Source organism: Microcystis sp. M061S2, from assembly GCF_020245605.1.
Classification (GTDB): Bacteria; Cyanobacteriota; Cyanobacteriia; order Cyanobacteriales; family Microcystaceae; genus Microcystis.
Window position 1 is genome coordinate 19,520 of the sequence record NZ_JADBUP010000076.1, and the last position, 13,976, is coordinate 33,495.

Sequence of the window (13,976 nt, forward strand, 5' to 3'; positions counted from 1 at the left end):
ATAAAGTCGATGTCTGATAACTGTTAACTGATCGCTGAATTTAACTTCTTAAAGAAACTTGGAACTGTTTAACCAAAGCTTCTCGCACTTTTGTCATTAAGGGTTCCACATCTTCATCGGTTAAAGTTCGATCGCTGGCACGATAGACTAAACTAAAGGCCAAACTACAATGATTTTCTGGCACATTCTGCCCCTGATAGCGATCGAATAATTCGACTTTTTCTAAGAGATTGCCTCCAGCATTTTTGATAGTTTTTGTCAATCTATCTACGGGTATATCTGTAGAAACAAAGAAGGCGATATCTCGTGCTGCCCCCGGATAGGTAGAATAGACCTGTAAACGCGGGGTAATTTTGGCACTATCGCTAAGAGTTGCTAACAGAATCGGGAACTGGATTTCAAAGGCATAAACTGCCTCAATTAATCCCTTTTGCTGACGCAATTGCGGGTGTAGTTGACCGAATATACCTAGGCGTTGTTTGCCAATCCATAAAGATGCTGTTCGTCCGGGATGAAAACGCGCATCTTCGGCATCTTTTTCGTAGCTTACTGTCAGCGAAAGGCGATCAAATACTGCTTCTAAAATCCCTTTTGCTTCGTACCAAGTCATGGCCACCTCTTTACCCGATCGCAGCCAACGTCCGGCAGGGAAGAAATCACCGCCGAAAATACCAGCAATTGCATCGTATTCGTTGATATTATCCGATTCTAAGCGAAAAACTCGCCCGATCTCGAAGCCATTTAAGGCCCCGTTACCCTGAGACTGATTATACTCAAACGCTTCGATTAAACCGTCTAGGAGATTAGTCCGCAAAGCAGAATACTCGACAAAAAGGGGATTAGCGAGGACAACTTCCGCTAATTCCGGTTTAACTAGGGAATACTGGACTAATTCCGTCAAACCGACTGCTCGAAAAGCTTCCCGTACCCGACGCTGTATAGTTTCCTCAAAGGATAATCCTCCGGCTGCGGTTTTTGCCGGCAAAGTATCGACAAAGCGATCATATCCGTACAGTCGCGCTACTTCTTCAATTAAGTCAATTTCCCGTTCTAAATCCCGATAACGGTAGTCTGGCACTGTCACAGTCCACAGAACAGGATTTTTTGAGGTTAACTGCAATTCACAGCCCAAATTGCCTAAAATCCGTTCCACATCTTCAGCGAGAATTTCACCGATCGCACCGTTATCTAGGGTAACTTGACCCAGTAGTTGCTGCAAACGTTCTAAACGCAATTCGATCGAACGACTGGACTGATCGGCACGATAATCAGCTTTAACCTGACTGCTGACAGTTCCCCCAGCTAACTCTAGAATCAAATCGATCGCCCTTTGACAAGCATATTCCAAAGCGGCGGGATTAACACCGCGTTCATAGCGTCCGGAAGACTCGCTGCGTAAACCCTGCGCTTTTGAGGAACGACGGATAGCGATCGGATCGAATAAAGCCGACTCTAGCACAAGATTAACGGTTTCCTCGTTAACTTCCGTATCTTGACCTCCCATCACCCCCGCTAAAGCTACCGGCTTATTATTGGCAGTAATTAATAAATTAAGCTCTTTTAAGCTTCTTTCCTGACCATCAAGAGTAATAATTTTTTCCCCTTCCTCGGCAAAACGGACCCCAATAGTAACGGATTTACCTCCGGCAAAACTTTGTAAACGATCGCGATCGAAAGCGTGTAAGGGTTGTCCCCACTCCAAAAGTACATAATTAGTAATATCGACCACATTATTGATCGATCGCAATCCGGCAGCCTGTAAACGCTGTTGCAACCATAGCGGAGATGGGCCAATTTTTACACCCTCGATCACCGTACCAATATAAGCAGGACAGGCTTTATTTTCTGATATTTCCAGCGTTAAATCTTTTTTAGGGGAAAATTCACCTAATTTCACCTTTGGTAGGCTTAATTCTCCTCCTGTCAAAGCTGCCACTTCCCGCGCGACTCCGATCATACTCAAAGCATCGGCACGGTTAGCGGTGGGAGAAATATCTAAAATCACCTCATCGAGTCCTAAAAGGGGACGAACATCTGTACCTAAAGAGAGATTTTCCTGGCTAAAAATGTGGATTCCTTCAGAATCCTTAGTTAATCCTAATTCTGCGAGGGAACAGATCATCCCTTCCGATTTTACCCCCCGCAATTTAGCCGGTTTAATCGTTAAATTGATTTTGGCTAAATAAGTTCCCAAAGTAGCCACAGGAACTAGAATATCAGCCCTAGCATTAGGCGCACCACAAACAATTGTACTAAGATTTTCCTGACCGATATCCACCTGACAGACACTTAGTTTATCTGCGTTGGGATGGGGTTGACGATCGATAATTTTACCAATAACCACACCCTTTGCCCATTCTCGGCGATCCTCGATCTCTTCCACTTCTATTCCCGCAATTGTCAATAATTCGGCTAATTCTTGGGGAGATTGGACAATTTTGACTAATTCTCGTAACCAGTTGATCGAAATCCGCATCGTTAATTCTTGCTTGCCGTTGGTTCTTAACTATTGTAAACCGTGGGTAGTCACCGCGACTGGGTTGGCAGGAAAGATCGCTTTCAGGTTTGCTGGGGATACTCATTTTTAAAAGTTGCCTTCAGCCAATTATTATTATAGACTATAAGTTACATGGAGTAAGAAAATCGATGAGGAAAGCAATCAGTCTATTTGCCTGTGGTGGAATTGGAGATATGGCTCTTCGCTCTGGGGGATTTGAAGTTGTAGTGGCGAATGAATTATTGAAAGATCGTGCAGAAGTATTTAAATTTAACCACCCAGAATCATTAATGATTATTGGGGATATATGGGATACAAAAAATGAGATAGTTGCAGAAACAAAGCAGCGACTCTCTGGACAAAATTTAGACATTGTTTTTGCGACTCCTCCCTGCCAAGGTATGTCTAGAAATGGCAGAGGTAAGCTGCTTAATTCTATTCGTAAAGGCTCAAAAAATGAAATCGACCAGAGAAATTTATTAATCATTCCCACCCTAGAAGTTTTTCTGGCTAGTGGAGCAGAAACACTGGTCATGGAAAATGTGCCAGAAATGCAAAATACTTATATACCCTTTCCAGAGAAAGACGATTACTTAGTAAATATTTTATGTTATATAAAACAGCGTATTGGTGATAAGTTTTTAAGTTCGATTAGCATTATAGATTTTGCTGATTATGGAGTCCCGCAGAATCGTCAACGACTTATTTCAATATTTACTAAAAATGAGAAACTGAAGAATTATTTAAAAAAGAACAATTCTCTTTTTCCTAAACCAACTCATAGTAAAGAAGGATTAGAACTTCCTAGATGGAAAACTGTTCGAGACGCAATAGATCATTTACCACCACTTGACTCTCAACGAACAGAAACTGCTAAATCAGATGATATACCATATCACTATGTACCCCTATTAGATGAAGAAAAATATTTTTGGATCAGTAATACACCAGAAGAAAAAAGTTCATTTGATAATCAATGTATTAACCCTGTTTGTAGATATAATGGTAATCCAACACACAGCGCACGCAAAAATAATGAAGGAATTAATAGAGCTAGTACAGAAACCCCCCTTTACTGCCTTAAATGTGGACACATTCTTCCTCGTCCATGGGTTAAAGAAGATGGAAAATACAGGTTGATGAAAGGTTATACCAGTGCCTATAAAAGAATGAGTTGGGACGCACCAGCCAGTACAATTACACGAAATCTCTCCTATGCTTGTAGTGACAATAAACTACATCCTATTCAAAATAGAGTATTATCTCTGTATGAAGCAATGATTCTTCATACAATTACCGAATACCCATTTTCTTGGAAACGGGCAGATGGCAAAAGAGTTAGTGATAAACTAATTAGAGAGTTAATTGGCGAAAGTATCCCACCTGCTGGATTACAAAAAATATTTGATCATTTAGTATCCATCCTCAATGATGATTGTTCTCTTGAGGAGCAAATCAAGGAAAAATATCAGCAGCTCTGTCTATTTTGAAATTAAATTGTCTTTGTTATATTTGTTAACAAAATTAATATATCTATTGTCATTCTTGATCATAATCCAGTTTTTATACATTTTCTTAACGCCTTGTCGTGACATAATTGAGACGCTAGTTGTTCTTCCACCGCCTTCTTTTGGCTGAACAATTTTCCCCCAATCATTGTCAGTTAAGTTGTTGCCAAAAAATACAGCAACTATCTGAGGTATAGTATTCTCAAAATCCCAGAGAATGCCAATAAGATTGTTAGTTTCTCTATGGTGAGCCTTCCAATCATAGCTTTTCATTACCTCGATTCTTGTGTCTCCCATATCGGGTTTTTCTTTTCCAGTCTTCTTTAATTCCCTTGGTGTAGGAACACTGCCACAAGTGGCTTTAACCTCTACTCCCCCATTAGCAAATGGACTAAATGGAGACTTATCTCGCATTCGTCTTTCTTGGGAAAGTTGTTCAAAAAAAACTTTGCCATTTTTATCCATTAACAGCAAATCTGGATAGCCGTCTTGATGCGGATTGTTGATAAATAATCCCTGGGATTTATTGGCAAATTCTATGGCAAATAGCTCACCAATAAATGCAGAAAGATTTCTCATACCTAGAATTCTAAATATATCTACTGGTATATCTTGGACGATTTTTTTAACAACAGAATGACATTCAACTAATGAATGCTCAAATATGACTTTATCGATAGTTATTTTCTGACCTTGTTTTGAGAAAAAGCTGGTATCAGAATGTTTATTTATGATATAACTCATTAATTTCTTCCGCAACAGTATTGACAAAAGTAACAATATCCATATCCAGAGCTGAAATAATTTGTTCTAAGGAGTCCAAAGTAATGTTTCTTACTCCCCTTTCAACTCCAGATATGTAGGTTCTGTCAAGATTAGCTCTATACCCTAAAGCTTCTTGACTCAGATTACGTTTCTTCCGCAATTTTCTTACAGTCACAGCAACAGCAGTGACTAGCTTTCCTGCCATATATAAACTACCAAAGAAGATATTGAAATTCTCTACAGTCCATTTTCCTTCTATGATGACTATTAATCTACGGACTATAAGTCACAAAAGCTGATTCTGAATAAACCTGTATTCGGGAGCGGCAAAAACTCTGATTTTGTGTTTGACTAAAAATGTATCCTAAAGATTGCCATCCCGTTGCGATTCTATCCGTGCCTTACTATTCCCAATATCCCGACGCTTTTACTCCCAGTTATCTGAGCGAACTACAAGGACAGATTCTCGCTTGTCCCCACTTCACAGTTAACAATTTAAATCGAGATTTCGTTAAAACCAAAGGCTTTTCCATCGCTTTTCGACGCACACAAATCAGCGAAGTCGCACGAATGTTTCCCTATTTTAAACCCTATCTTGATCGCAGTTTACAAGCTGACTGCAACGCTTTTTATCTTAACCCCTTACTCCTACAAACCGGTTCACGCGTCGATCCCCATATCGATCGCTCCCTGCGCTCCTATTGTAAAACAATCGATCCCCCGCTCCTAGTTAGCGTCCTTTATGTGCAGGTTCCTAAAGATATTCAAGGGGGGGAACTGGTACTAGCAACAGGCAATCGTTCCGTGGCCCGGATTCATCCTTGTGCTAACACCCTGATCCTCTTTCAAGGAGATCTCACCCATTCAGTTAATCCCGTTAGCTGTTCCGGTATTCGTCTCAGTCTTGTCTGCGAACAATATCGTTTAGATGCCGAAGAATTGCGAGAGATTCCCGAAATGCAGATAGAATCGCGAACCATGAAACCAGAAAAGAAAAAAAAGAAAGATCGGGTCATTGCCCTACAATAAAAGGGCATTTTTGTAAAGATATTCTAGATGGTGATGCGCGAACCGATCGTCGAATTAAGGGGAGTAACCAAAGCTTTCGGCAAGAAAGTAATCTTAAATAACGTCGATCTGAAAGTGTACGAAGGGGAAGCGATCGGCGTGATCGGTCCATCGGGGACGGGAAAATCGACGATTTTGCGCTTAGTCGCCGGATTACTGGCCCCCGATCGGGGAGAAGTGTACATCTACGGCACAAAACGGCAGAGAACCGTAGAACAGGGGGAAGATCCCCTCGGTGTTGGTCTAGTTTTCCAGCAATCGGCCCTTTTTGACTCCCTCACCGTCGGGGAAAATGTCGGTTTTGCTCTCTATCGCCACTCAAAGCTAAAACGAGCCGAAATCCGCGATTTAGTGGAAGAAAAACTGGATTTAGTGGGAATGTCCGGTTCCTACGACCTCTATCCAGCTGAAATATCCGGAGGGATGCGAAAACGCGTCAGTTTAGCCAGAGCAATTATCAGCGATCCCTCGATCGCCGCCGATCGAGCGAACATTCTCCTTTACGATGAACCCACTGCCGGACTGGATCCCGTCGCTTCTACCCGCATCCAGACGGTAATTATGGAACTTCTCAAAGTCAAAAAAGCCTGTGGGGCCCATCTCATTGTCACCCACGTCCACAGCACCATCGAAAATACCACCGATCGCATCGTTTTTCTCTATAAAGGTCAATTTCAATGGGTTGGACCGACTCAAGAGGCTTATCACTCCGAAATCCCCGTACTCAAGCAATTTTTTACTGGCAGTATCGACGGACCAATTCAGTGATCAGTAAACAGTAAACAGTAATCAGTGAACTGATAACTCGCATCTGATCACTGATCACTGATCGCTGAAATCCCCCGATTTCTCCTGTAAGATACTGTGTAGAGATGAGGAGTAATTATTTATGGAAGCTGGCGGTTCACAACGGGGGATTTCCCCAACTCTGCGGCAAAGTGGTATCGGTTTAATGTTACTGACATCGGGGGGAATATTAATCTGGTTTATCGCCTGGTTAAGTAATTTTAGCTTCGGGGGACGCAGTTATCGAGCCAGCTTCCTTTTTCCTAATGTGGGTGGCATGATGGTGGGAACCCGCGTCGGTTATCGGGGAGTGAGAATCGGGCAAGTGACGGCAATTACCCCAGAACCGGAGGGAGTCGCCGTAGAAGTGGAGATTTCGCCAGCAGATCGCCTAATTCCCAGTAATTCCCTCATCGAAGCCATTCAATCTGGTTTAGTGGGTGAAACCACGATCGATATTACTCCCCTGCAAGCTTTACCCGTCGGTGGTGTTAAAGAACCCCCTTTGAGTCCTAACTGCAATGGGGAAGTGATTATCTGTAACGGTTCCCGTTTACAAGGGCAATCGGCGCTAAATGTCAATACCTTGATCAGATCTTTACTGAGAATTTCTAATCTAGTTAGTGATCCCGATATGGTGGCCGGATTTCGTTCCTTTACTCAACGCGCTGCTAATGCCTTGGGGGGACTCGATCGCTTTAGTGGTGAGGCAACCACTGCTTTAAGCGAGGTTCGTCGCAGCGGTACTCTAGGTAAAGTTAATTCGGGGATGAGATCCCTAGAATCCTTACCGCAAGTATCCGGTTCCCTCGATCGCCTTTCTAGTGATCTTTCCGGTGTCGGGGGATTGAGTCAGGAAGCGACTACTTTACTGAGAAGTTTACAGGGAAGTGGCGGCCTGAGAAATTTAGACGCTACCCTAGTGGAAGCCCGAAAAACGCTGCTTTTGGTGGGAGAAACCACCGAAGAACTGCGGGTTTTTTTGGCAGCTAATCAAAATCGTTTAATTGCCACTCTCGATAGTATCAAAACTACCAGCGATCGCCTACAAACTACTCTCGCTGCTTTGGATCCCATCCTGACGCAAGTGCAGAAAAGCCAAATTATTGATAATTTAAATACTATTTCGGCAAATGCTGTTAAATTAAGCGAAAATTTGGGAAATTTTACCGCTTATCTCTCCGATCCTGCCACTGTTGTCACCCTACAGCAACTCCTCGACTCCTCTCGTGCCGCTTTTGCCAATCTTCAGAAAATCACCTCGGATGTGGATGAAATTACTGGTAATCCGCAACTGCGACAGGAAATTATCCGTTTAATTCAGGGTTTAAGTCGTTTGGTTTCTTCTAGCGAACAACTACAGCAGGAATTCGCCCAAGGTCAAGCAATGACAAGAATGGCCGCCCAAATTGCAACAATAGCCCCAAATCCCGCCGCTAATACCCCGGAAAAAGACGCTAAAAAACCTGAATCTGAGTAGCAGAATTTGGGGTTAGGGGTTGGGAAAAAAAAGTCCGAGCATTTGTACTAAATTGTTTCAAGACCCTGCTAGTGTGCCTAATTTTTTGTCATAGCTAAATGAGGAATTTCTTCACCATGTTGACGATAACTTTCTTTAACGCCTTCCCAAGCTAAAATTAATTGATTGAGTGCTGTTTGGGGGCTATCAGCAAAAGCGGAAACGCTAGGCATTTCTACTAAGTATGCTATCCAATCTCCCTCCTCATCTTGGAAAATATTAATGCTAAAACCGTTAAAATCGTCGGTTGTTGGGTTCATTTTCTTCCTCCTGTATTTTTAAAAATTGTTTAACTTGATCAGCTTTCGCTTCACCGTTTTTTGTCGGTTGAATAGATAGACGGACTCTCTTGGATGAATACCAAATGTGATGACTTCCTGTTTGATGGTCAAAAGTCCAACCACAAAGATTAAGCAAACTCTCAAATTCGCTAAAACGTAATCCTTGAGGTGAGTTTTTGGCCTTTTCTAGCAGTTTTTCTTTTTTTCCCATCGATCAATCACAACGAACTCAATCTATTTTAGCTTAAAGTTAAAAGAAGGAGATCGCATTTATACATCAGAGATAGAATGCAATTCGCCGCTACAATACCCGCAAATCAATTAGTTTTGCTAATCTTCGAGTTATGACTAAAAACTCCATTTTCACAAGAACGGTCACAGCATAGCCCAGAAAAGCTTAAAATAAATGAAAAAATGATTAATTTTTTGCTCAAGATGGCCTTAAATGAGCTTTTGGATAGAGAGACTTGTGGCAAGATATAATTAAGGGGTATTGAGGGAAGAAATTGGATTATGGAAGAACTTTTAGAATTAAAGGCTTTACTCTTAAAAGGTGATATTAAAGGTTCACTGGCGATTGTAGAAGACCTTGAAGATATGAGCAAAAATGGGATTATTAGCACCATTCGTAGTTATGCTGTTATCTTATTACTTCATTTAATTAAACAACAGGCAGAAAACCGAACCACTCGTTCTTGGGATGTCTCCATTCGCAATAGTGTTAGAGAAATTCAACGCCACAATAAACGCCGAAAAGCAGCAGGATATTATTTAAGTGATGAGGAATTAACAGACACTTTAAACGATGCTTATCTTAATGCTTTGGATGCCGCTTCTTTAGAAGTCGAAGCTGGTCGGTATCAATCGGAGCAACTAGAAGCTATAATTGACAAAAATAAACTGATTAGTGATGCTTTCCTTTTAATTAAAAACGTCTCTCCCTAGAAAGATTATGATAAACTCAATCTCTCAAGAACAAGCCCAAGAAATGTTACGTTGGTTAAACAAAAATCGTGACACCGTGATTGATTTATATAAAAATCAATACATTGCCTATAATGAAAAAGGGGTCATTGCTCACAGTGAAAATTTACAGAATGTTCTGGAACAAGCCAACACAATCAATCAAGAATTTGTCATTTATCTTGTTCCTCGTTGTCGTTATTCTATTCAAATATTACCAGTTCAAGTTTAAAGTAGTTTAAGATGATTTTGACAACGGCAAAATTCTATGAAAATAACCCTTTATCAACCGACGTTATCGTTATTATTGCTGCTGTTGCTATCCGGTGGTTGTGCAGTTAATCAGGAAAAAGGGAAAACCATCACTCCGCAAGCGTCTCCCCTAGCAGAAATCGTTCCTTGGCAGATGGTGGAACGAGTTACTATTTTAAAAGCCGATCAGGATCCCATCTATGCTTTAGCCATTAGTCCCGATAACTCCCTGCTGCTAAGTGGTAGTTTTGACGGCACTGTCAGGGAATGGGACCTAAAAACCCAAAAACCTCTCAGGACTTGGCAACTAGGAGATACTGTTAACGCTATCCAATTTAGTCCCGATGGTGAGACTTTCGTAACTGCCGATGCCGGGGGAAAAGTGCAACGCTGGAATACGCGCACGGGAAAATTAGAAATGACCTATCCTGGCCATGCTTTTCTCGTTACTGATGCCGCTATTTCTCCCGATGGCAAAATTTTGGCCACGGGTAGCTGGGATCGTACTGTTAAACTCTGGGATTTTCAGACGGGTACACTGCTAAAAACCCTGCGCGGCCATCATCATCCGATTCAGGCGATCGCATTTAGTCCCGATGGTAAAGGAATTGTTAGCGCCGATTACGATGGTTTCGTTAAACTGTGGAAAGTGAGTACCGGTCGCTTTATTCGGGCCTATGCGGGTAATTTATTCCCCGTTTATCGGGTGCTTTTTTCCAAGGATGGTAATATCGCCGGTACTGCTAGTCAAGACGGTTCGATCCGCAGTTGGCAAGTGAACAGCGGCATCGGCACCACCACTATTCTCGCCCATAACGACGCTGTTACCGATATGGCCCTGCTCGATGGGGGCAAAGTTTTGGCCAGCACCTCCGGGGATGGAACCGTCAAATTTTGGGATGTTAATACCCGTCGGCGCTTGAATACCCTGAAGGGAAACGTCATCTTAAGAATGGTTGCCAGTCAAGATGGTCGTTGGTTAGTCACTGGAGATCGAGACGGTGCGATCGCAATCTGGCGGGGAATCTAATTGACTATAATTAAGACTAGAGTGTTTTCTAGGGCGAAATATAGCTATGGCAGCAGTGATTTTAAACTTAGATACAGTCAATCTCAGCGATGAGCAGTTTTACTGTCTCTGTCAAGTTAACCCAGATTGGCAATTGGAAAGAAACGCCCAAGGAGAATTAATTGTGATGCCACCTGTTGGGGGAATTAGCGGCAACCGAGAAGCCGATTTTATCATTGACTTAGGTATCTGGAATCGTCAAACCCGATTGGGTAAAGTCTTTAGTTCGGCGACGATTTTTCGTTTACCGAAAGGCGGATATCGCGCTCCTGATGCCGCTTGGGTGAGTTTAACCCGTTGGCAAGCTCTAAGTCGAGAAGAACAGGAGAAATTTCCGCCTATTTGTCCCGATTTCGTCATTGAACTGCGCTCCCGTAGCGATTCCCTCCCAGAAATTCAAGCTAAAATGCAGGAATATCTCCATAGTGGTTTGCGATTAGGTTGGCTAGTTAATCCTCAGCAACAACAGGTGGAAATTTATCGTCCTCAGCAACCCTTAGAAATTATGGAACTACCCGCTAATTTAAGCGGAGAGGATGTCTTACCAGGCTTTAGTCTATTTATCTCCATTTTTGAGTAAAATATAGTCAAGACTAATGTATGATTCTACTTGTAAATTTATCGCCCTGGAATATTCGAGAGATTTAGCCACTTGGTTATTAGGTAAACCTTTAGATTTAACCGAAATTAAACCCTCAGAGTTGTCATTGGAGCCGATAAGAGCCGATAGTTTAATCTTTTTAGAGTCAGAAGAATTAATCTTACATATTGAGTTCCAAACCGACCCTAAAGAGGATATTCCCTATAGAATGCTCGATTATGCCACAAGACTCTATCGACGCTATCAGGGCAAACCTATCTATCAGGTAGTGATTTATCTAAGGAGGAGTACCTTACCCCTAGTCAGACAGAATGACTATCAACAGGGAAAAACTTATCATCAATTTGAGGTGATTAGACTATGGGAACAACCCTATCAACCCTTATTACAAGCACCAGGACTATTGCCCTTTGCTATACTAGCTCAAGCTGAGGAGCAAGAGAATTTACTGCGGCAAATCGCCCAAAAAATCGAACAAATCAGCGACAGTCGAGAACAAAGCAATCTGGCTGCCTCCACCGCAATTCTCGCTGGATTAGTATTAAACAAAGACATCATTCAACAATTGTTGAGGAAGGATATTATGAAAGAATCTGTCATCTATCAGGAAATCAAAGGGGAAGGAAGACAAGAAGAAGCCATCAATTTGCTTCTACGTCAATTAAATCGGCGTATAGGTGGCATTTCTGCCGAATTATCTGCCAATATCCAAAGTCTTTCTCTAGAAAATTTAGAAAACTTAGGAGAAGCTTTATTAGATTTTCAGTCAGTAGAGGACTTAGAACAATGGCTAGAAAATGAGCGTTTTTAACTAATTTACTGCGGTTATTTTTATTCTATTAATTCCCTCTATTATCATTATGTCAGATCATCAAGCTAGTTATGCCGTCAATGCAATGTTAGGTCGATTGTATTTGAAAAATAAGGCGTTTCAGTCCCTAAGTTTTGAAGAACAACAGTCGATAGTTTTGGACATAATTAAAGAATCATTCCGTTGCGATGTCAATATCGGTGAAATTCTCAGTAATGAGTGTTTTTATGATTTTGATGATGTGGAAGAACAGAGAACGATAGCAACGATATTTCAAATTTGTTCCTACTGTGGTCAAGCATCAGCTAACGTACAAGACTATGGAGATGATTTTAGCAAAGAAGCAATTTGTTCCGCTTGTCTTGCTAAATATTTCCCCGATGGATATTAGAGATAATTTAATCTCAACCTAGGGATAATCAATATTCAACAATTGTTGAGGAAAGATATTATGAAGGAATCTGTCATCTATCAGGAAATCAAAGAGGAAGGAAGACAAGAAGAAGCCATCAATTTGCTTCTACGTCTATTAAATAGGCGTATAGGTGGCATTTCTGCCGAATTATCCGCCAATATCCAAAGTCTTTCTCTAGAAAATTTAGAAAACTTAGGAGAAGCTTTATTAGATTTTCAGTCAGTAGAGGACTTAGAGCAATGGCTAGAAAATGAGCGTTTTTAACTTTACTGTCCAAATAAAACCGAACTATTGCCAGAGCCTTGGAACAAAATCCAAGTCATCAGCAGATTAGATACAAAAATCGCTAAGAGCATAGTGACTACAGCTGCGGTCGTAGCTTGGCCGACTCCTTTAGCACCGCCATCGGTCGTTAAACCCCAATTACAGCCGATAATCGCGATTAAAGCCCCAAAAACCAACCCTTTAACTGGTCCACTCAGCACGTCTCCCACGCGCAGAAAACCGCGAACCGAGTCGAGAAAAACTGAATTAGCAATTCCGTATAAACTTTGGCCGACCAGCAAACCGCTACCCAAACCGATCAGCAATGCCATAACACTCAAAGCGGGAACCATCAGACAACAGGCAATTAAACGAGGCAGCACCAGATATTCCACGGGATCGGTTTTGAGCATATAGAGTGCGTCGATCTGCTCTGTCACCTTCATGGTACCGATTTCCGCCGCAAAAGCCGATCCTACCCGACCGGCTACCACGATCGCCATCATAATCGGACAGAGTTCCCGACCGAGAGCAAGGGCCAAAATTCCCCCCACCATACTGCCGGCGCCCAAGGCTTGGAACTCCCGGGCCACTTGGATAGTAAAGATCATCCCGATCACCGCAGCCGTGATCATGGCGATAATCAGCGAGGCGGGCCCGGCTGCCACCATTTGTTCTTGGGTGACGCGCCAATCGGGTTTGCGTGTGAATAGGAAGTAAAAAACCCTGCCGGTTAATAGTACCGCTAACCAACAGCGCCGAAACCAGGAGCTTAATTCCTTGCTAAAAATTGCCAATAAATCCTTCATGGCCCTCAAAATCGATCGGACTAGAGAAAAGTCTATCCTGTTTTGTCTTTTAACTCCCATTCCCTACCATGCTATGGATAGTGCAGAATTTTTGTACTAGACCTCTGGCAGAAATCAAAAATCTTCCGTTAGGTGAGGAGTAAGGCTTCGGCCGTGAGCTCAGCCGAACGGAGCCAGTAGTCTCGGAGTCAGGAAAATTAAGAATGAGCATTAATCAATTAAATGCTCTATTTAACCCCAGTTCGGGTTAAGCAGCGGGGGGTAAAGCCCATTCCATCTTCAAGGAGGGTTTTTTCGGCTGGTGACAGTAAGCAATCAAACCACAGAGAAGATTAACGCAAAAATTAACAGGGCTGCGGTGGCGGGAA

Annotated in this window: 16 protein-coding genes and 2 pseudogenes; 11 read left to right on the top strand and 7 right to left on the bottom strand. The window is 42.2% G+C overall.

Translation table 11 applies throughout. The annotated features are described in order from the left end of the window. Positions 1-40 precede the first annotated feature (40 nt). Positions 41-2,476, bottom strand: coding sequence for a phenylalanine--tRNA ligase subunit beta (gene pheT, locus IM475_RS13755; RefSeq protein ID WP_287727936.1), 2,436 nt, complete (start codon positions 2,474-2,476; stop codon positions 41-43). Between the two features lie 170 nt (positions 2,477-2,646). Here pheT and IM475_RS13760 point away from each other — a divergent pair, with 170 nt between their 5' ends. Then, positions 2,647-3,987: a DNA cytosine methyltransferase gene (locus IM475_RS13760; RefSeq protein WP_287727937.1), complete on the top strand. Its 1,341-nt coding sequence runs from the start codon at positions 2,647-2,649 to the stop codon at positions 3,985-3,987. On the opposite strand, the gene IM475_RS13765 is transcribed toward IM475_RS13760, so the two are convergent. Both IM475_RS13765 and IM475_RS13770 read right to left on the bottom strand, forming a co-directional pair. Further along, complete coding sequence (locus IM475_RS13765; RefSeq protein WP_287727938.1) at positions 3,979-4,749, bottom strand: hypothetical protein; 771 nt, start codon at positions 4,747-4,749, stop codon at positions 3,979-3,981. The genes IM475_RS13760 and IM475_RS13765 overlap by 9 nt on opposite strands. After that, a complete protein-coding gene (locus IM475_RS13770) occupies positions 4,730-4,975 on the bottom strand; it encodes a helix-turn-helix domain-containing protein (RefSeq protein ID WP_002749478.1) in 246 nt (81 codons plus the stop codon). Before IM475_RS13770 ends, IM475_RS13765 begins: the two co-directional genes overlap by 20 nt. A gap of 191 nt (positions 4,976-5,166) precedes the next feature. Here IM475_RS13770 and IM475_RS13775 point away from each other — a divergent pair, with 191 nt between their 5' ends. The 3 genes from IM475_RS13775 to IM475_RS13785 all read left to right on the top strand — a co-directional run bounded on the left by IM475_RS13775 (position 5,167) and on the right by IM475_RS13785 (position 8,104). Then, complete coding sequence (locus tag IM475_RS13775; RefSeq protein WP_287727947.1) at positions 5,167-5,799, top strand: 2OG-Fe(II) oxygenase; 633 nt, start codon at positions 5,167-5,169, stop codon at positions 5,797-5,799. A gap of 27 nt (positions 5,800-5,826) precedes the next feature. Further along, entirely contained in the window at positions 5,827-6,606 is a 780-nt protein-coding gene (locus IM475_RS13780; RefSeq protein ID WP_287727939.1) for an ABC transporter ATP-binding protein, read from the top strand. Positions 6,607-6,727: 121 nt separating this feature from the next. Beyond that, positions 6,728-8,104 carry an MlaD family protein gene (locus IM475_RS13785; RefSeq protein ID WP_287727940.1) on the top strand — a complete coding sequence of 459 codons (1,377 nt, stop codon included), beginning with the start codon at positions 6,728-6,730 and terminating at the stop codon, positions 8,102-8,104. Positions 8,105-8,181: 77 nt separating this feature from the next. Here IM475_RS13785 and IM475_RS13790 read toward each other — a convergent pair whose 3' ends face one another. Then, on the bottom strand, positions 8,182-8,403 hold the full coding sequence (locus tag IM475_RS13790; RefSeq protein WP_061433003.1) for a type II toxin-antitoxin system HicB family antitoxin: 222 nt from the start codon (positions 8,401-8,403) through the stop codon (positions 8,182-8,184). Continuing rightward, positions 8,378-8,635, bottom strand: coding sequence for a type II toxin-antitoxin system HicA family toxin (locus tag IM475_RS13795; protein WP_287727941.1), 258 nt, complete (start codon positions 8,633-8,635; stop codon positions 8,378-8,380). The genes IM475_RS13790 and IM475_RS13795 overlap by 26 nt, the downstream gene beginning before the upstream one ends. Positions 8,636-8,937: 302 nt before the next feature. Between IM475_RS13795 and IM475_RS13800 the strand changes: the two genes are divergently transcribed. The 7 genes and pseudogenes from IM475_RS13800 to IM475_RS13830 form a co-directional block, all read left to right on the top strand. Then, complete coding sequence (locus IM475_RS13800; RefSeq protein WP_287727942.1) at positions 8,938-9,369, top strand: DUF29 family protein; 432 nt, start codon at positions 8,938-8,940, stop codon at positions 9,367-9,369. A 7-nt stretch (positions 9,370-9,376) separates the two neighbouring features. After that, positions 9,377-9,619, top strand: coding sequence for a DUF5678 domain-containing protein (locus IM475_RS13805; RefSeq protein WP_287727943.1), 243 nt, complete (start codon positions 9,377-9,379; stop codon positions 9,617-9,619). Between the two features lie 36 nt (positions 9,620-9,655). Continuing rightward, entirely contained in the window at positions 9,656-10,669 is a 1,014-nt protein-coding gene (locus IM475_RS13810; RefSeq protein ID WP_287727944.1) for a WD40 repeat domain-containing protein, read from the top strand. 46 nt (positions 10,670-10,715) lie between these two features. Continuing rightward, the gene (locus IM475_RS13815) at positions 10,716-11,288 is read left to right on the top strand and encodes a Uma2 family endonuclease (RefSeq protein WP_287727945.1); all 573 of its coding nucleotides are present in this window, start codon (positions 10,716-10,718) and stop codon (positions 11,286-11,288) included. A 16-nt stretch (positions 11,289-11,304) separates the two neighbouring features. Beyond that, entirely contained in the window at positions 11,305-12,120 is an 816-nt protein-coding gene (locus tag IM475_RS13820) for a DUF4351 domain-containing protein (protein ID WP_002750702.1), read from the top strand. 49 nt (positions 12,121-12,169) lie between these two features. After that, positions 12,170-12,511: a hypothetical protein gene (locus IM475_RS13825; protein WP_159249668.1), complete on the top strand. Its 342-nt coding sequence runs from the start codon at positions 12,170-12,172 to the stop codon at positions 12,509-12,511. Between the two features lie 33 nt (positions 12,512-12,544). After that, a pseudogene (locus tag IM475_RS13830) lies at positions 12,545-12,799 on the top strand (DUF4351 domain-containing protein); the annotation flags it as partial. A 2-nt stretch (positions 12,800-12,801) separates the two neighbouring features. Here the strand turns inward: IM475_RS13830 and IM475_RS13835 are convergent. Further along, positions 12,802-13,608, bottom strand: coding sequence for an MlaE family lipid ABC transporter permease subunit (locus tag IM475_RS13835; protein ID WP_159251445.1), 807 nt, complete (start codon positions 13,606-13,608; stop codon positions 12,802-12,804). A gap of 247 nt (positions 13,609-13,855) precedes the next feature. Further along, positions 13,856-13,976: pseudogene (locus tag IM475_RS13840) on the bottom strand (IS982 family transposase); the annotation flags it as partial.